The organism is Labrenzia sp. PHM005, assembly GCF_006517275.1.
Lineage (GTDB): Bacteria > Pseudomonadota > Alphaproteobacteria > Rhizobiales > Stappiaceae > Roseibium.
The window spans coordinates 2,499,699-2,519,316 of record NZ_CP041191.1 but is presented as its reverse complement, the minus strand read 5'-3'; the positions used below and the strand labels follow the sequence as shown (position 1 = coordinate 2,519,316).

General features: G+C 52.0%; 10 protein-coding genes and 1 pseudogene. 3 read left to right on the top strand and 8 right to left on the bottom strand.

Annotated elements, in window-relative coordinates; genetic code table 11:
- Positions 1 to 270: 270 nt before the first annotated feature.
- The 6 genes and pseudogenes from FJ695_RS11305 to FJ695_RS11280 form a co-directional block, all read right to left on the bottom strand.
- The gene (locus tag FJ695_RS11305) at positions 271 to 4,245 is read right to left on the bottom strand and encodes a calcium-binding protein (RefSeq protein ID WP_141185547.1); all 3,975 of its coding nucleotides are present in this window, start codon (positions 4,243 to 4,245) and stop codon (positions 271 to 273) included.
- A gap of 544 nt (positions 4,246 to 4,789) precedes the next feature.
- Entirely contained in the window at positions 4,790 to 5,296 is a 507-nt protein-coding gene (locus FJ695_RS11300) for a hypothetical protein (protein WP_141185546.1), read from the bottom strand.
- Positions 5,297 to 5,662: 366 nt separating this feature from the next.
- Positions 5,663 to 5,833, bottom strand: a pseudogene (locus tag FJ695_RS28480) (IS3 family transposase); the annotation flags it as partial.
- A gap of 315 nt (positions 5,834 to 6,148) precedes the next feature.
- Positions 6,149 to 6,274, bottom strand: coding sequence for a transposase (locus tag FJ695_RS28475; RefSeq protein ID WP_141188685.1), 126 nt, complete (start codon positions 6,272 to 6,274; stop codon positions 6,149 to 6,151).
- Positions 6,275 to 6,889: 615 nt separating this feature from the next.
- Positions 6,890 to 9,289 carry a hypothetical protein gene (locus FJ695_RS11285; protein WP_141185544.1) on the bottom strand — a complete coding sequence of 800 codons (2,400 nt, stop codon included), beginning with the start codon at positions 9,287 to 9,289 and terminating at the stop codon, positions 6,890 to 6,892.
- A 25-nt stretch (positions 9,290 to 9,314) separates the two neighbouring features.
- Positions 9,315 to 10,514 carry a phosphatase PAP2 family protein gene (locus tag FJ695_RS11280; RefSeq protein WP_141185543.1) on the bottom strand — a complete coding sequence of 400 codons (1,200 nt, stop codon included), beginning with the start codon at positions 10,512 to 10,514 and terminating at the stop codon, positions 9,315 to 9,317.
- A 173-nt stretch (positions 10,515 to 10,687) separates the two neighbouring features.
- Between FJ695_RS11280 and FJ695_RS11275 the strand changes: the two genes are divergently transcribed.
- Complete coding sequence (locus tag FJ695_RS11275) at positions 10,688 to 12,307, top strand: hypothetical protein (protein WP_141185542.1); 1,620 nt, start codon at positions 10,688 to 10,690, stop codon at positions 12,305 to 12,307.
- 635 nt (positions 12,308 to 12,942) lie between these two features.
- Positions 12,943 to 15,114: a calcium-binding protein gene (locus FJ695_RS28155; RefSeq protein WP_209011009.1), complete on the top strand. Its 2,172-nt coding sequence runs from the start codon at positions 12,943 to 12,945 to the stop codon at positions 15,112 to 15,114.
- A gap of 528 nt (positions 15,115 to 15,642) precedes the next feature.
- On the opposite strand, the gene FJ695_RS11265 is transcribed toward FJ695_RS28155, so the two are convergent.
- Together FJ695_RS11265 and FJ695_RS11260 are read right to left on the bottom strand one after the other, a co-directional pair.
- The gene (locus FJ695_RS11265) at positions 15,643 to 17,859 is read right to left on the bottom strand and encodes a xanthine dehydrogenase family protein molybdopterin-binding subunit (protein ID WP_141185540.1); all 2,217 of its coding nucleotides are present in this window, start codon (positions 17,857 to 17,859) and stop codon (positions 15,643 to 15,645) included.
- Positions 17,856 to 18,326 carry a (2Fe-2S)-binding protein gene (locus FJ695_RS11260; RefSeq protein ID WP_141185539.1) on the bottom strand — a complete coding sequence of 157 codons (471 nt, stop codon included), beginning with the start codon at positions 18,324 to 18,326 and terminating at the stop codon, positions 17,856 to 17,858. Before FJ695_RS11260 ends, FJ695_RS11265 begins: the two co-directional genes overlap by 4 nt.
- Positions 18,327 to 18,557: 231 nt before the next feature.
- Here FJ695_RS11260 and FJ695_RS11255 point away from each other — a divergent pair, with 231 nt between their 5' ends.
- Entirely contained in the window at positions 18,558 to 19,121 is a 564-nt protein-coding gene (locus FJ695_RS11255; protein WP_141185538.1) for a Crp/Fnr family transcriptional regulator, read from the top strand.
- Positions 19,122 to 19,618 lie beyond the last annotated feature (497 nt).

Sequence of the window (19,618 nt, the reverse complement as noted above, 5' to 3'; positions counted from 1 at the left end):
TATACAAATTTCATGTTGATATCAGTTCAGCGGGATCAAGCATCCGTACTCAATACAGACGGACTGAAACGAACAAACTGCCATTTCGACCGGATTCTGTATCCGCTGTTCCGGTGACAATCGGAAACTACAACGCAAATACAAAGAGCTGATCAAACATCTTAATTAGCTCGGACTGTCGGCGAGTGGTGCAATGTTTTATCAGCGGAGCAGTGCCCCGCTGAAGTTTGTTAAAGCGCATTTAGTTCCATTATTCTTCCTGACCCATTGTTAGGTAAGAAGGGTCAAGAGGTCCGCATGGGGATCTGTCAGCGAGCTGTAGTTCACTCCGAGAAGCGTCACCTGCCCGAGATCCACGCCGTTGGAGAAGCCTAAGTCAATCAGGGTATCGCTGCCGTTCAAATCAGAGATGGAAATTGCGTCAAAAACGGCCTGTGTGATTGCCGACATCACAATCGTGTCCGAACCCACAAGGAAGTCGGTCACAATGTCAGACCCATGTTCTGAAGAGCCATAATAGTGGACGTTGTCCATTCCTGCGCCGGTGGTAATCGTATCGTCGCCACCGTCGCCGAACAACTCATCCACACCTCCAGCTCCGTCGATCACATCATCGCCCATCCGGCCCATAAGCGTGTTTGCTAGATCATCTCCAGTAAGACTATCGACGTTTTCTGTACCTGCAATGATCTCGACATCAATAAGCGTATCAGTATCGCCAAACTGGTCAGTGGCCGTCTGGTTTCCAAGGTCAACCGTCACACCGACAAATCCACCAGCATTGTCAGAGACGTTGTGATAGAAGTAATTGACTTCATCAAATCCGCCACCACCGCGGATTGTGTCCGCCCCCTGACCACCGACAAAATAGTCCCAGCGGTCCCCACCAGTCATATCATCAGCAAGTTCTGAACCAACAATGGAATACACGCCGCCGGTAATGCCTGTTCCATTGTAGGAAACCTTATCCGTGCCCCCATGGGTGTCGATGATTGTGGCCAGGCCATTGCCATCGAAGCTGGAGAAGTCAACGACGATACCTTGCGTTGGCGTACCGACCGCTCCGTAAGTTTGTTGCTCATAGTTCAAGGTAACGTGGTGTGAGGTGATGTTGATGACATCGTCGCCGCCACCTGCCATGCCAATCCAGAACCATCTGTCCTGTACTTCGGCGCCGTTCGGACCGGTGATGATGTCGTCACCGCCGGTCGTCGTGAACTGGAAAACATCATGGAGCGTATCAATATTGCCGAATGTATCCGTGGCATAGGCATCTAAGTCGGATGTAAACTGAACATCTATACCTTGGCCGCCACCTTCATCTGCATAGGCCATTGTAACCTGAGAACCACCGGCCGAAGATCCGGTTACAATGTCGAACCCATCGCCCCCGATTACAATATTTGCGCCGCTGGTTACGGTGATATCGTCATTGCCCTCGCCGCCGGTTATGTAATCATTCCCTGTGCCGGCAATAATGATGTCGTTGCCTTGCTCGCCATGGAGCACATCGTTGCCGGAACCTCCTGTTATTGTGTCGTTGCCGTAGCCGCCGCGCACGATGTCATTGCCCCCTCGGGCATCTAGCGTGTCATCGCCGCGATATCCGCGCAGGTAATTGTTCGCCCCGGAACCAAGCAGAACATCCGAGATCCCATCAAGGTCGGAGCCACGCACCCGTTCGATGCCGATCAATGTATCGGTATTTCCAAATCCATCTGTCGCGGTTCCTGCGGCCAAATCGGCAAAGATCCCGCCCATGCCGCCATAATCGTCATCGCCGCGGTAATCGACGATGTCACGGCCACCGGCTGAACCATCAAAGGTGTCTGCCCCGTCAAGACCACGGAACCGGGAGTAGGATCCTGTCGAGATAAAGACATCTGCAAGCAGGCTACCCTCGATTTGATTTATGTTTTGGTTGAAGGTGTCAGTCCCGCCCAAGCCGTCAATGATGGTCCCACCGCTTGCGCCCCATGAGACTTGAATTCCGGTTGCTCTGGGAACTCGGATGACATCTTCAGAATAGCTGATGGAATCGAATTCAATCAGATTTCCGAAGATCTGATCATTTCCGCCCCTCGGCGAAGCCACAAACCCAGCATGGAAGTCATCATCTTGAAAACTTGGATCAATGCCAGCGCCGAAATGGCCGGAGAATACATCATCTTGATCGGTTCCAGACACATGTAAATTGTGCTCGAACGGAATGTTTGTCGGACCAGTATAGGTGATGGTGTCTGTATCACCGAAAGTGTCGACAATTGTTGCTTCTGTTGCAGAGACCAAAGTGAAAACTATGCCATTGCCCCCAGTTTCCTTGTCATAGCGCAGCCGAAGCAGGCTCGTTGCAGCCTCAGTCCGGAAAATCTGATCATCCCCCTCATCGCCGCGGATATGTTTTGAGCCACCGGCGGCATCAAGGGTAATCTGATCGTTACCAGCACCAGCGATAATGTTGTCACGGCCAGCGCCCGGATTGATGATATCGTCGCCACCGAGGGCCTCAATGCGATCCCCCCCGTTTGTTCCGATGAGTGTTTCGCCGTCGTCCGTTCCAATGATGTCGTTGAACTCGTTGACTGGCGGAGGTGTAGGTGTCGGGTTAGGCGTTGGCGCGGGGGCCGGCACATCATCAACAGTTCCGTCACCATCGATATCACCAACTGTTTGGTCGTTGATGAGATCATCGGAGATGAAGCCACTGCCGTCCGAAGCAGCAATCGTATCGGATATGGCTTGAGCCGCCTCATCCGGATTGTCAGACCCGGCTGCATTGCGGATATTGTCCGCTGCATCGCCCTGGACAACTTTTTGGGTTTTTACGATTTCGACCAGCGTGCTTTCGATTGCGCTTCCAGCGGCACCAGGCTCCAACGCATCAATACGGTCCGCAATTTCTCTGTTGGCCGCAGCGGCAATCGCCGCTGCGCTGTCGGCAATCTGGTCCACTCGGCCCGCCGCATCTCCGGACAAAGTATTGGCAGCAGCTCCCTTGATAACGTCAATCAGGAGATCTCCAGCATCGTTGCTGGCATCTCCATCCGACCCGGCTGTTGAGCCGAGATCAACGGTTTGGCCCTCAGCTGTCGATCCGAGCCGCTCAGCAAGGGAAGCGAACATGGCAGTACTGGCGTCTTCTGCACTGACGCTACCATCCGCCCCTGCAATGGCTGCGGCGCCTTGATCAACAATGTTGAGAAGTTGGACACTGGCAGAATAAAGACGTGCCCCGTCAGAATCCGACACGGCATCCGCACTGCCGTCACTATCCCCCTCTGTAGCTTCAGTGACAAAATCAACCTGTGTGATATCAGCGTTGATGTCGGAAAGGCCGAGTAACGACTTGAGCTGGTCTTGCGCCTCTGCGGCCTTTTCTGCTTCACTCTTGTTAGCGTCCGGATTGGCATCGGCCATTTTCTTGATAACCGTTGTCAGCGGATTGACCACGGTTGACCCCGCAGGGGCTTCCATACGCCCGTCGAAAGGCAGACCGGTCGAAATGTCTGTGCCGCCTGAGGCAATGATCGGCCCGATCGGCGTCCCATCCGGAAAAATGAACTCGCCGAGGTCATCAGTTGTGACTGTTGGTTCATTCGGCCCGATTACACCGTCGCCATCAAGGTCGATCCCAACAGTTGCCCCGGCCACTTTACCGTCAATGACAAACCCGTTGAGCGACCCAGTGGCTGCGGCAGAAGGTACGGACAAGGCTTCGCCACCACTGTTTTGAGCACCACTCCGGCCCTCAGCATATCCAAACAAAGACCAGTGTTCATAGCCGGAGGAAAATGCACCGCTGGAGACGGCATCAGCAATGTCAGAATTCGCCGCAAGGTAGGCCGTTTCGTTAAATCCGCTTGCCAGTTCACTTGCCGTGGTGGAATTCGGGAAACGTCCCTCGGAGGCACCGTGATTTATGAAGTGCTCTAAGAGCCCCATCCCCGCGTCAACAACGTCTGGGTTTTGCTGCGCGTAATAGACCGGATCAAACAACGGATTTGGGGCACGTCCTTCGTTCTCGCCAAAACTGTTATAGTGTTCCAGCGGATTAACATTGGCATCCGCCACATCTGGATTTTGCGCCAGATAAAATGAAGAGTTCAGACCGGGTAACGGATCACGCCCTTCAGTATAACCAATGGCCATGAAATGCGCTTCGCCACTATCATAGGTGCCAGCCTCGACAGATTGGGAAACATCCGGGTTCTCAGAAAGATAATAGGCTTCGTTAAACAACAACATAGTCCAAACTCCCCAATCAGAAATATTCTCGAAAACCCAGTGCAGCTACTGTGCTCAGAGATCTGCTAAATTGGAGCTCTACCCGACGCTAGAATTATGGCGTTGACATCTCGCTTAGAAGCATCAACCGGCAAAATCCGATAGCGAAGGATGCCATCAATCAGCCCAGCCAAATGCTTCAAGAGTAGCCAATTACCCGTCCTCAAATATGGACGCCCAAAGAATCCGAAACGGGGCAAGCACAAAGGCAATAAAAATCAGGATACTCTCTTCAGATCGCTACGCGTATCTTCCGATTTTATGCTCTTTTCCGAGCGTATCTCGTTTCAACCACAAGTGAACCAAACGGGTTTCAAGCAGTGGCTTCAACAGAAACGACCAGGACCTATTTTAGGAATTCTGATGCAAGTCATTTGCACGCGTAGCGGACATAATTACTTTAAAAACGAATAGAGCAAGTGTGTTATAATCAAGTACGGCGACCCGGTCGTAGGATATCCGAATCAGGCCGCCACACCAAAGCAATCCGTAAATGGCAGTGAACTCACGCAGCAAATTTGGACTGCGGGTAGCGTTTGGCTCCCACGCGCCAAACGTTCGCGATGTTTGTCACTTCGCCAGTTAAAGATTGCACTTCAGTCAACGAGTATTTTGAGCCGTCAAATTCATAGCGGTACCTATACTTCCCATTGGAGGAAATCAGAACGTGATGGCCGTTGACGATATCGTCACTTAACTCGACATCATTTCCGAAAAGATGACCTGCATAGAAGGGATAACAAACCGTAGAACAGAGGATGACTTCAATATATTCATCTCCTCCGGCCTCCCGCATTTGAAGGAGCAGATCGGGCATCTCGTGACTGGTGGCGGAAACTTGGCCTTCTCCAAGCCGACTGTAGGAAAATTTAGCCCCCATGAGAGCGTTGACCGGATAGTAAAGAGACAGAATAGTTGAAATTACATATCCGACATCATCCGGTATTTCGTCTTTCAAAATATTCGCCCCCCATGAAGCGACACTTCGATTGAATTGCACTGCATCAGACATCCGCTTCCTCCTCAACTTGAATGACGGCTGTGTTGCCGCAACAGAGCAGCCTGTGAGCCGATCTTCCAATGCGCATTACCGCTCAAAATCGACATGTCAAAAATACCAGCAACCGCGAAGCAGGTGTCGTTATAAAAATGTGAAAAATGCATCACAGACGGCAGATAGCTTCTTTAGTATTGAAGGCTTCGATGTATGCATTGTCCGTTAATTTTCCTGGTCTTGAGAAGTCCAGCTCGATCTGGTTCAGACAGGCCCACTAGTCAAGCAGTAGCCAGGCATACTCTGGCCCATTGTCAACGCGATTGCTCCGGGGCTTTCCGTCGAACAGCTTGTCGGACATAAAATCCATTGCTTGGACATTGCTCATCCCATCTGCTTTGCGCGACTTGGCCGATAGCGGCATGCCCGACGGCGTTTGGGACTTCTGAAGCGAATCGATAGACCTTCTTCACAATACAGCCGATAAAGGCGCTTGTGGCTCACATGATAGACTTCTCGCTTCAAAAGGATTTGCAAACGGCGGTAGTCGTAACGAACACGGCTTTCTGCCTAGTTTTTCAGGCGCATCTGCAATTCCACTTCTGGATCTCGCTTGGAACGATCCCGATGGGAAACTCGCACAAAGCCCATGGCATTACAGGCCCGTCGGTTCTGACACTTCAAAGACATCCTGATGGTGACACACGACGCCTTGGCGACGGACAGGCTTCAACAATTTTTTCGAAGAGGGTCCTAGAGCACCTTTTTGTCAAGAGACAAATCCGCAACCAGTCGCTTGAGCTCCGAGTTCTCGTCTTCAAGCTACGTAAGTTGCTGGGTCTCAGCAACACCCATACCAGAGTAGACTTTCTACCACAGACAGAACGTCGCCTCGGCAATGCCCATCTTCCGGCAAATCTCGCCAATCGTTGTCCCAGATTCCGCTGGCCTCAGTGCAAACGCGATCTGCTCATCTGAAAACCGTTTCTTCGGTATAGGTGCACTCCTCTCTCATCAGAAATGCCCCCAAATACTCATACTCCAATCGGACACGCTTTAAGGATAAAGACCATCGAGGGCATCTAGCGGGAGCACATCAGTTATGGTCGGCGAGAGTCTGAACACCGGATATCCTGGGGCGCAAACGGTTGGTGTTTCGTTTATTCCAATATCGGGTTGCGCTTTTTTACTGGAGCTCCGGGTACTGGACAGATTGCGCAATCAGGTACCTGTCCTGATTACATTCTAGAGCAGCCATGATCCCGGACTACCGCAGGCGGTGGGAAAAGGACATGTAGAAAAATCCGCTTCCTGCTTCGTGAATATTACGACATCATCCTCGGCGTTTTGGAACTGTTGTTTCTGCATTTCTGTAATTGATGATTTCTTGTTGACCGACTAGAAATTCACAGTATCTCCCCATCAGAAGTGTGTCGGGTACTTCGTGTGGTAGATTGTTCTTCTCAAGCACAAGGTTGCAGACTGACGACCTGTTTTAAGGCCGTCGATCTACCGTAATTCGTCAATTGTTCTAGGTTGACGTGTACTCAATCAGCTATGTTACCGCGGAAGATCTCCCATAAAGCATTGCAGAGGAGAGAAGATACTGGTTCATCGCACCAGTCCTTTGAAAAGTGCAACTCCGCTGCGTTTTTCCGAACTGGTATTGGCAAAATTCTTGTCAGGACCAATATCGGACTGGGCTTGCGCCTTTACAGCTTTTCTCCCTCGCCCCTCTTTGAGGACGTCACTAATTGACAATGCCAACCAGCGGGCAATTTGCGGGGCAGCGCTGGAGGTGCCGGAGAAACGGAATTTTGATCCGCTATACATGCCGGACGCCTGTACTCCCGGGAGAGCGTGGTTGATTTCCGTCGCCGCAGCCAGATCGACATATTTGCGGGGCCGCCATTTTGGCCAGCCGTCTGTCTGTTCGTCTCCGAAACCAGAGCTTGAGAAGATGCTCGCGCCGCTTTGGACATTGTTGGTTGGAACCTCACGCCGGTCGAGATTTGAGCGGCGATAACTGCCGACGCGGATCGGCCGCCGTCCAGTGGCGATCGCGTTCATGGTGCCGTGCCGGTAAACCCATTGATCAGAGATATCGTTCTCCGCGAGTCTGCCATCTGGCGTAAAAGGTTGGTAATGTTGGTCGATCAGTCGGCTTTGTCGCCCAAACGGTCGGAAACCAAAAGGTGTGTCCCCGCGCTGGCAACGTACGACCACCGTGTCTTCCTCTTTTCTGTTCCCTTTCCTGAAAAGAGAGACCCCCCATTCTCCAGCCGGTATGGCAGCTTCTTTCTGGAAAAACTTTCGCAAATCGCGGCAAGGGTATACTTCCTTAGAGAAAAGGCTTTGCTCAAAGAGTGTTGGGGCCAAAACCAAGGTCAGTTTTCTGACTTCGTTTAAAAGTGTCGGAGTGTTGTTGCCGTCGTTGTCTTTTGACGTGCCAGCCGTTTTCGGGACGGAAATTCCTTTACCGTATTCGTCCTCAACATCGTCATCGTCATCGTCATCGTCATCGAGGTCGTTACCTGTCTTTCGCATTTCCGTGAGGCCGATCAAACGCTCATGATAGAGCATGCCCACCAGCCGGTCGCTTGTATCTCTCAATTCCACGCCATGGAAAAAATTCGGCGACGCGGTAATTTCAGAAACGATGGGCTTATCTGCACCCGGTGCCCAGAGGAAGAGCCCAAGGTCGGACGAGACTTCGGATTGCGCCTCTAGAATGCTCTTTCGTTGGGACAATGTGAGTTGTTCGTGCTTGCCACGCACCAAATCTGGGTCGATACCTAATGTTTGGGGTTCATTCTCTTCTGTCTCTGGCCAGAAGAACTCTACAACAGTCGGCGCTTTGTTGTCTGGTTGCGTGCGCAAAGTGAAATCCGGTGCATCTGGCAACCGAATGCTTGTTGACCTGCGCACCTGACGCTCCCCAAAACACTGTCCAAGGTGGCTGTTGCCGGCTGGAAGTGTGACAAAGATCGGAAAATCGTGTGCCTTCGATATCTCTTTGACTGCAATATCGATCCACTCCTCCATATGATGATTGCCACTCAAGGTGCCGGAATAAATTCCGTAGGAGAAATTGATGATCAGCGGGATTTTCTTGCCTGTTTCCGGCTGCAACTGCTGTGCCCGCAATAGGATATAATCCAAAGCTTCGGTCACATAAGTCGACATGAAGGCCCCAGAGGATTCCCGCGTTGCAATTCGGGCTAGCTGAACGGCAATGATCGGACGCTTGTTACTCAGGTCACTTGGGATCTCGCCCAAGGCATTTGCGGATGTATCACAACTGTCATAACCTGTTGCCAGATCCATGACATGGGTGCCGTGCTGCGCGCTAGTGGACAATATCTTGTCCATTTGCAGCTCACGATAGACCGCTTCTTCATTCGGAAATTTTTGATCTCCTCTGCCGAGGTCAAAAACACCATCCAATTCGGTCTGATCCCAATCCCGGCCAAATGGGACTTGGTAGCCGACGACTATATTTTCCGAAAGTTCTGCATCTTGGTTCCAAAAAAACTCTGCCCGAGACATGTACTTGTCACCGTTCATCTTCAAAAACCGAGCATTTGCCAAAGCAAGGCCATCATCAATGATCCCCATGATTACGGCCTCTTTATCGAGTGACGCTTGACTTCGCTCTACGTTATCAATGGCGCGAGGGCGTGTCTTTCCTAGTACTGGACTGTACTCAAACGGATGTGCGCTGTAGAATCTTTGCCTTGGGCCGGGCCTCGGCCCTGAGATTACTCCAATGTTTGCGGTATTTTCATCCGGGCCAAAAGAAAGAAGACTGAAATCTTGCCGCGTATCAATAATTCCGTTGATTTCAGGGGGCGTCACTTGTGTTCTCAGCCACCAATCAGTATAGGCTGAAATTGGAGATAAAAATTTATTATCTTTTTGATCATCGCTGCTGCTATCTGATGTGAAGCCGCTTGGTTGAGAGGGAATACTCCCATCCATTCTGACTATATCTGACCACTTAAGTACCATAACCACCTCTCAAAAAATTTGGCGCTCAGGAGAGTGTTGGATCCTGCCATTCCTTTTTGGCCTGCTGGTAAACGGCAGAGAGGGCACTGCTGCCTTCTAGGTGAGGAATCTCCAGGTCGAGTTCCGTCGAGAAAGCGGCGTTGCCGGGAGTTGAAAGGTTACCCCTGTCCAGGATGCCGTTTGCGGTCGTGTGGGTAAAATCATTGCTTCCGCCGAAATTCGCACTGTTGAAAGAGCGGCCGAAAAGATCTGTGGCCGAGGCATCCGCAAGCTTCAGGATGAAATTGGCGACGGAAACCCCGAGAACCGCACCCGCTGCATTGTCGATCGGAAAGTGTACACCGGCTACGACGCGGTTTTGCGCAATCCGGGCCGCTTGGCGCAGAAGCTGTTTGGAAACTTCTCCATACCAAGCCGTTGACCAATCTGTAGCGGGGTGGGGCAACGATGACTTAGCAAAATGCCGCAATAAAGTTGCCAACAGGAAGGCTTCTGTCCCGTGCCCCGAAGGATAGCAACTGTGACTGGGGGTTTGAATCATCGGCTGAACCTGCGGCCAAAAACAATCCGGACGCCGACAAGCCATCATATGCTTAACCTGCATTTCGATCAGGGAAACCGCGCGTAAGCACATCCGAATGAATTCCAGTGTCCAGCGTTTGCGCTCTGGACGAAGGGGCAGGATCGCAACGAAATTGGAAATGATGTCCCTTAGCTGGAGCGTGATTTCCGCTGCACGTTCAAGCCGTTGATCCGCATAGTACTCCAGGAATTGGAGTTGTTGCGAAAACAATACTTCCGACGGGCGGTCAATAACAGCGATCACATCTTTGTTTTGTGCGCCCGTCTGAGCGCGCACAACCACCTTATCCGTTTCTGAGGAGTCTCCTTGTTTGCTTGGAGATATTTCTGAACTTCCAATATCTGTTTCGACGATAACCTTGGAAGCAATCTCTTGCTGTACAATCATTGCCCGCACGTCTTGCGTCCAGAGTAAGACGTTGGCAGGATCATTGAAAGGAAGGTGGTCTGGCTTTTTGCAGGGATCCCATACCCACGGACCTGATAACACCGCGTGATTCATAATCAGAGCCGGAGTCGCGATCGGCGGTGTGCCGGCGGTTGAGGAAAAATCGCCATGCAGTTTATGATCGCCGTGATCACCATGATCGCCATGACCGAATGATTGAGTTGTTGAGACAAATGAAATAGTTTCTAGCGCCATTTGCGAAACTCCGTATGTAAATAATAACAAAATAACGCTTCAACGATCTTTGTTTGTCAACTCTACTCAAATTTTGATGATGAGTTTTGTGGAATTGCAACGAAAATAGACGATTGAAATACTGCGATTTTAAATTGTAGTGTGATGAGCGTACCTAGGGTGGCATCTTCATAATGACAAATATGTGCTTTCGGCTATTCTTGGCTGGCTCTTTCAGAATTGAACGTCCCTCGGGAGCGCCTATCGCTCTGAAGAACCGCAAAGCCCAGGCTTTATTGGCTTTTCTGGCTGTAACGCATGGGAACGTTCGCGCCAGGGCCTGGATCAAAGACCATTTATGGAGCACTCGTGCCCCAGAACAGGCGGATGTGAGCCTGCGTCAATGCCTCTACGGTATTCGCAAGATTCTGGGGCACGACCGAGATTTGCTGATGGCCTCAGACCGCAGGCTGCGCCTTGCTCCGGACCGCATTTGGGTGGATGTGGAGGATGAAGGGTATCTTGCAGAAATCGTCTCTCGGAATGACGAAATGCCAACATTTCTGGCTGATTTGAATTTTCCTGATCCCAGATTTGAACGATGGGTGCAGGATCGACGTAAATGGTTGGAAGTGAAGCTTCTAGATTTGAGCTCCGCCAAACCAACTCGGCATCGTCCAGCCGGTGCCAAAACGCTTCAACCTTACTTGATTCGCGGTAGTATCCTTGCGGACGGGGCAAAGTCGAAGATCTTCAATTCAGTCCTTCAAACCTTGATTTGCAAAAGCGTTGATGAAAGCGGCGCTGTCAAAATTATTGATGCGGACGTTATGAACCAGCTGCAAAGCTTGGAAAAGAAAGCAGCTTTCCGCCTTAAAACCTATGGCAGCGATATTGGTATAGGAGCAAGCTTGATCCGCGAAGCAGATGGCACAATTTTCTCGGACGCATTTCGTTGTCTGAGCCAGGATGAAAATGCCATTTTACAGAGTTTTGATGTTATCGATCTCGTGAATGAAGCCGTGCACCGGGCTTTTGACGAAATCGCTAAGTTGCAAACTCGTCTTCCTAATACCGAAATCTCGTCGGCTATGTGTCTCAATGCACTGAAATCACTGACTGATTATTCTGCTGAATCAATTTCCGAAGCTGACCAGCTGATTGCACGCGCTTACGAGATCAACCCCCGGGGAGCCTACCTCTCGTGGCGAGGTTACCTCCGGACATTTCTCCTCGGCGAGAAACATGATTGCTGTGCAATTTCTACTGCTGAAGAAATGGAAAACTTTATCACCAAGGCGATGGAGATGGACAAAACAAATTCGCTCATTCTATCTGTGGGGGCTTTCATGCGATCGATTTGGTCTGTTTCAATCGGCGAAGCACTCGAATTGGCGGAGCGCAGCAATCGACTGAACCCATCCAATCCGCTCGGAATTTCCTATCTTGGAATGGTCAACAGCCACATTGGCAATCTCGAGAAAGGATACCGGCTCGGCAAGCGGGCTTATGCGCTGACAACAAATGGCATGACACGTTGTTCGATTGGTTATGTGGCTATGCGCACAGCCGCCTGTGCAGGGCATTTTTCGGAAGCTTTGCGGATCGGTGAGGATTTAACGCGAACGATGCCCGGTTTCCGATCGCCCATGCGGATGATGGGTATGCTTTATTCGGAGCTCGGACGTTTCGATCGCGCCACTCAAATTGAGAAAACGCTTCAAGAAACTGATCCGGAGTATAGCCTTAAGAAAATCCGATCCTATTATAAGAATTCGCCTCAAATGCAAAAAACAGCACTTGCACATCTATAATAATAGACATGCTGCTAAATTGAGACTTCCAAAATGGTTTTAACAACGATCATAGCAGTCTTCCGACCCGAGTTTCCCCAGGGCCGATCGGTTTAAAACTTTATATTGCCGCTCATTGTCGCAGGTCACAGTCTCTGAAGACAATCTTAGTCAGATTTAGGGCACATGGTTAGTTTTCCAAAGCCTTCAATGCTAAAGAAGCTATCTCTCGCCTGTGACGCATTTTTCACATTTTTATAACGACACCAGCTTTGCGGTTGCTGGTATTTTTGGCATGCCGATTTTGAGCGGCAATGCGCATTGGAAGATCGGCTCACCGACTGCTCTGTTGCGGCAACACAGCCGTCATTCAAGTTGAGGAGAAAGTGGATGTCTCATGCAGTGCAATTCAAATGAAGTGTCGTTAGTTCATTTCCAAATTTACATCGATTTACTTCGGGCATGACAGCCCAGGCATTCACGTGATGGTTAGGCTCACGAAAACATAACACTCGGTTACTGCAGTAAAGCGTTGTTCATAACCGTGGCCAGCTTAGCAATTTTTGCGAGTGGAACTCACTCTTTTTCACGTGGTCGGTCGCAAAAAACAACAAGTTTCACTTGCGTAAATCGATAAAACTATGGGGAGAAACAATATGGCAATTGTAAATGGAACAAACGGACCTGACTGGCTTGTAGGCACCGCGGGTGATGATACTATTTTCGGCTTAGATGGAGGCGACTGGCTAACTGGCGAAGCGGGCAATGACGTCCTAGACGGCGGCAGTAACAACTACCTCAACAACGAGGTTGATACGGCCAACTACGACACCAGCCCCAGCAGTGTAACCGTCGACCTGACGACCGGCGTCGCGAGCGACGGATTTGGTACCACCGATACACTAATCGGCATTGAGGCTGTCCAGGATTCTGCCCACGACGACACGCTTATCGGCAATGATGACCCGAACTGGTTCTGGCTCGGGCAAGGCGGCAACAATTATGTCAATGGGGGCGGCGGCCTCGATGTGGTGTTTTATGAATTTGCTACTTCAGGCATTACGATCAACCTCGACCTCGAAATTGCCAACTGGTCAGGTGGCACAGACCAACTGATCAGTTTCGAAGCTGCGCATGGAAGCCAATTTAACGACAATATCACCCTATCGAACGGAGACGAATACACATTTGCTAGAGCAGGCGATGATACAATCTACGGCTTGGGCGGCAACGATTACCTAAATGCCGGCAGCGGTGCCGACTACATCGATGGCGGTGCAGGTGACAATGATACGGTAGATTACGGCTATGATGGCAACGATCCGGTTGGGCCGCAGACACAAGGCGCCTTTGTGGATCTGGCCAACAGCTATGGGATCGATGGCTGGGGCTTTACCGACACACTCGTTAATATTGAAAATGTCTCGGGCTCCTCGCTCGACGATACAATTCTGGGCGGTCTCGGCAGCAATGCCCTCCTTGGTTTCGACGGTAACGATACCATTCATGGCGGCGGAACCGGGCTGAACGAATTCGACTACATTGACGGCGGGAATGGTGACGATGTGCTGACAATCCTGGGCCAAGGCGGGATCGTCGGAGGACAGGGCAACGACACTCTTCGAGGCGAATCTTCGGGCGATACTGAAACAGATTTCGCTGTCGCCAGTTATTCGAACGATCCCGGCGGTATCATAGCCAATTTGACCGGTTCTTCTCAGGGGGGGCTTGCTGGTGGAGACAATGTATCCGGGTTCCTGATTGCCGACGGCTATGGCACTCTAGACAATATCGCTCAGTTCCACACCCTGGAGGGTAGCCAGTTCAACGACGAGATTTACGTTGACTCCTCTTACCAAAACTCGTTCGGGAACTGGATTGAAGTGCGCCTAGCAGGTGGTGACGACAACATCATCTTTGATGGCGTCGAAAGTGCACGGATTTCGTATCGCAATGATGGCGGTGGCGTGCTCGCCGACATGGAGGCCGGCACTGCAACCGACATTGTTCAGGGCGATAACTTTATCGGTAACGATACTTTCTCCGGTGCGAACCAGTTCCGCGGATCGCAATATGCCGACGAAATCTATGGACAGGAAGGTGACGATCTCCGTCTTCGCGGTCAAGGAGGGGACGATCATATTGATGCCCGTGGCGGCGATGATCGTGTCGATGGCGAGACTGGCAATGACACCCTACTTGGCGGCCTCGGTAACGATGATGTCCGTGGAGGTAGTGGCGACGACACAATCATTGACAATGGTTATGTGATTGAAGGTGGGCACGGGCACGGCCAAGGGCACGGGCACGGGCACGGCCAAGGGCACGGCCACGGGCACGGCCAAGGGCACGGGCACGGGCACGGCCAAGGGCACGGCCACGGGCACGGGCACGGCCAAGGGCACGGCCAAGGGCACGGCCACGGGCACGGGCACGGCCACGGGCACGGGCACGGGCACGGGCACGGGCACGGGCACGGGCACGGGCACCACAAAGGCAAGGGTCATGGCCACAACAAACACGGCAACAATACTCAATTAATACTGAGTGATGATGACATTTATTCAGGAGGCAGCGGCAACGACACTTTCGTTTTTGGCATCGACAACGGTCATGATATTATTAACGATTTTGAAGTTGGCGGCGGCACGGCAGATGTGATCGACATCTCGGCTTGGGGTTGGGCAGATCTAACAGAGCTACTGTCACACACCGACGACCAAGGTGGTACAGCCGATGCTGTAATCACATATGATGAAAACGGCTCAATCACCTTAGTTGGCGTAACAACTGCGGACCTAAACGCCGACGACTTTATGTTCGCATAATACTTGCCTATTCCAGTCTGCGGCATCCCCGCCGTAGGCTGGAATGTCATGTATGAAATGATCCTCCCTCTTTTAAGTGGTCTATCGCCGTACTTAAAAAACGGTAGATCTAGGGTATCCGTGAAACGTCACAAGCCAGAAAAAACTGTCTCGAAGGTTCAGCGGGTTGAAGTCCTTGTTGGCCAGGGCATGGAGAAGACTGACGCCATTCGTCAGGTTCACATCATCGAACAAACATTCCGCCGTTTACGCAAAGCCGTTTCTGACCTGATAATGGACATTCCAACTCAAAACGGTCCGAACTATTGGAGGCAGGTCAGGGCCATACCCGGCGTCGACCAATTTCGGGGCGACCTTTGTGGGGACGCTCTCGACCCGCAGGTTCCTGCGCCCGGTAAGTTACCAGAACATGCCAGGAGACCTTGTGAGCGACTTTTGACCGGAGCGTCCAGCCCGGCTCTAGCTTCAATTGGGTGACAGCTCCAAGGTCCACTACCCTGTCCTTCAATTGAGGGCCGGCGTACCGCGTCAACTGTCCAAGACAGGCGAAATGTCGTCGAAGTTGACCGGCAATTTCAGCGCTCGATACCCTGTGGCGTCCCGCAGGGCATTGGCAAGAGCCGGCACCAAGGCGATGATCGGGGCCTGTCCAACACCCGCTGGCGGGCTCGAGCCTTGTTCTACGATGTCGATTTCAAATTGCGGAACATTCACCATGGTTGGTGTGGGGTAGTCATCAAAACTTTGAGCTGACAACCCACCATCAGAGATCGGCGCCTCCTCCATCAAAAGCTGGCCAATGGCCATCATTGCACATCCCTCAATCTGCGCCTTGATCTGATCTGGACTGATGGCAAGACCAACATCCATTACGAACGTGCAGCGCTCCGCGCGAATGCTTCTTCGTTCATGGTCCACTGCAACATCAAAGGCTGCCGCCACATAGCTATGTTCCTGATAAATGCCGCAAGCATATCCCCGCCCTTTTCCTTTCTCTAACGACCTCGGGTGCCCATCACAGATCTCCTTGAGGCGGGTCAGGCAGTTTTTTAATTTTGCCCTCTCTTTACCCAGGTTTTGCATGCGAAACTCCAGCGGATCCCGCTTCAGAATCCGCGCAAGCTCGTCCATCGCACTTTCAATTGCAAAATTGTTTGGTGCTGCACCAAGCGAACGCCATTCGCCCACATGAAAGGGGAGTTCCACATCGCTCATTTCGATCCGCCGAGCCTTAGCTGAATAGGGGGCCTTGAGTTCGCGTGCAGCCCCGAAGTCATGCATCACCAAGCGCATACCGGACAAAAGCGGCTGCGGGGCCATGAGCTCTGTCAACAAAACATAGCCGCTGACACACGCGTGTCGCCAATCCGAAATCTGACCCTGAGCGTCCACCCTGATTTGGACGCGGTGAGTAGAGGGGGGACGTGTCCGATCGGCGAGAAACTCGTCCCGCCGAGACCAAGTCACCTTGACCGGCCGTTTGACCTCTTGTGCAAGAAACACTGCCTCGCGCACAACATCATAAAGGACACGCCCACCGAACCCGCCACCGACACGCATTGCATGAACAGTTACTCGATCGGTTGACCAGTCAAGATCGGCTGCGGCCTTCTTCTGGTTGACGAAAATATCCTGGGTGCCAGTCCAGATGTCGACAACCTCTTGTCCGTCACGCTGGCTGAATTCCGCGACAGCCGTTCTTGGTTCTTGCGCTGCGTGATGCAGGATTGGTTGGTCAAAGCGCATGTCAACTGTCCAGTCAGTCGACAAATCAACATCCTCGTCCACGATGGAATGTTCAAGATCACCCTTTGCAAGCGCCCTGTCGACATCAACCCGCGCTGCGACTTCCTCAGCCGTAAACCGGTCCGGCCGGTCCCATTTTACGTTCAGGCGTTTCAGAGCTTCTTCGAGGCTGCGGGGCGTTTCGGCGACCACACCAACGAGCCGCCGTGGCTTGTCGATGACCACCTTGATCACTCCTGGCACTTTCCCGGCACCTCTGTCGGAAACGTCTATGATCTTCGCATCTGGTGCGGGTGCCTGAAACACTCTCCCGAAAGCCATATGCGGTCGAATAATGTCGGCAGCAAAAGCAGGAGCACCTGTCACGATTTCGCGGGCCTGAATTTGAAGTGCTTCATGACCGATCTGCCGTTTTTCGCGCTTTGCGTCAAATGTGTAACTGGTGCCCTCAGGCAAATTATCTGAGGCAAGCGTCAGCTCATTACCGGCAACCGCATTCGAATAGGACACGAAACGCTTGTTAGGCCCGTAAAACCCACCGTCGGCGTCCACAAGTGCTGTCGGTTTCACACCGGCGATTGCTGCTGCTCTCCGTCTGAGTTCTTCACGCAGTCGCGCCGCCGCGTCTGCAATGGGCCGCGCATGCAAGGTGATCGCCTGACTGCCTGTTGTAAAGCGCATATGGGGCACATCCTGTGTGGAGGGGAAGCTTACCTTTATGTCTGAGCTTTTGACATTGAGCTCTTCCGCCACAATCTGGGCAAGCCCCAGTGAAGACCCTTGCCCCATTTCATGGACCGGACTCAGCATCGAAATCTGACCATCCCGACCGACTGATATCCAGGCAACGCCGCCGATGTCTGGAGTGGCGAGTGAAGGCAGGATCGGAACGAGCCGACGACCGACCAAATAGGTGACTGTCAGGCCTGCTGCCGCAAACCCAGCCCCTTTCAGCAAGCTCCGGCGCGTGAAACGGCGTTTCGCTTTGACGGCTTTCATGATTGCCCCCGCAGTTCACGGGCAGCACGTAGAATTGCCTTTTGAACTCGGGACTGCGTACCGCAACGGCACAGATTCCTGTTCATGTGATCGACAATCGCCTGTTCGTCCGGCGCCGGATTTTCCTTCAGCAGCGCCACAGCCTGCATGATCTGCCCGGCCTGGCAGTAACCACATTGGGCGACACGCTCATCGAGCCATGCCTGTTGTACCGGATGCAAATCGACGCTGGCTCCGGTCAGACCTTCGATGGTCAGTATGTCGAGGGTTTCGGCATCTGACGCACGCATTTGGCAGCTTCGGGCGACAATCCCGTCGACGTGGACCGTGCAGGCTCCACAACCACCGTCGCCGCAACCGAACTTGGTACCAACAAGACCCAGATGTTCCCGTAACACTGTAAGAAGAGTCTCCTTCTGCCAGTTGTCCGGAACGTCGCGCAGGGATCCGTTCACTCTGAGCTGCATATGAATTACCACCTCCATTAAAAACGGCAGGGAAGTCTGCGGTTTCCCGTTCAATCCCAATCACCGCGAATGCCCGAAAATATGCCGAGCATGCGCAACTGCAGGCGAACTTGCGCTCCGTATCAAAATACGGGATTCTGTCCGGCCAGTTGGAAAATTGACTTCGCCTACTTAAGTAAAACGGGTCTAACACGGTCAGGCGCCAAACAAATTATCATAGGATAAGAACGAATGAGCTTTCAGCAAACTCTGTCATCTGCAGGTGTGGACATAAGCTCAATTGAAAGTTCTATTGAAACAAGAAGTTTTCAGACCGGCGACTACATAATCCGACAGGCCGAGTTCAATAAGAATATTTACAAACTCACCGAAGGCTTGATCAAGCTGGTGTATCTCACCAGCGCCGGCGCAACCTATACAAAATCTTTTATTGATACCGGTGGGATTTTCGCCTCTATGACGTGCACCCTGGCTGGCGAGCCAGCGCGCTTCTCGGCTGTCTGTCTAACACCGGTCACCGTTGAATTTCTGCCGAGTTTCAAGTTTAGGGAGCTTACGGAGAATGACCCCGAAATGCTCCGGTTTTCGAACCAGATGTTTCGCCGGCTTGCGTTGAGAAACGAGGAGCGAGAATATGATTTTCTCTGCTTGAGCGCGGTGGAGAGATACGAGAAATTCCTGAACAACTCACCTGGCCTCGCACAGCGCCTCACGCAAATCGAGATTGCAGCCTATCTCGGGATCACGCCAGTATCGCTCAGCCGTATTCGGGGGAGTCGCGCAGGTGCCGCTTAAACGCTTTGGTTGCGATTACCCGGCGGGCTTTCTTATTCCGTTTTAATGAAATTTTGCTCGCCACAACGAATCCTATATTCGGTTCGGCGTGATCAGCCCCACTTGAGTCGTCCGTTCTGATTATTAGTGTATGATTGGACTTTGACAGAGGGGCACACACTCGCGGCCTTCATACGGCAAGCTCTTAGTTTCGCGGCCAAACACAGCGTGCTCTCGCCCCATGTATCCCCGGCACGCACCGTTCTGCGGATTGTCTAGAATATAGTCTTTACCGGTTGGTGCCGATCTGCTGCCAATCAACCTTTTCCAATCAACGTTCTGTTCGTCCGCAATCCCGTAACTCGTTTTGACCGCAACAAAAGCCCATTCCCCGCTCCTCCTAGAAATTTGTTGCGTCTCAAATGAATGCCAGCTTTCGGGCAGAGGCTCCATCGCGGCGAACGACCGAATTGGGGGAGCAAAACTGCCATCGATTGAGAACACTGCCTATTTCGGCT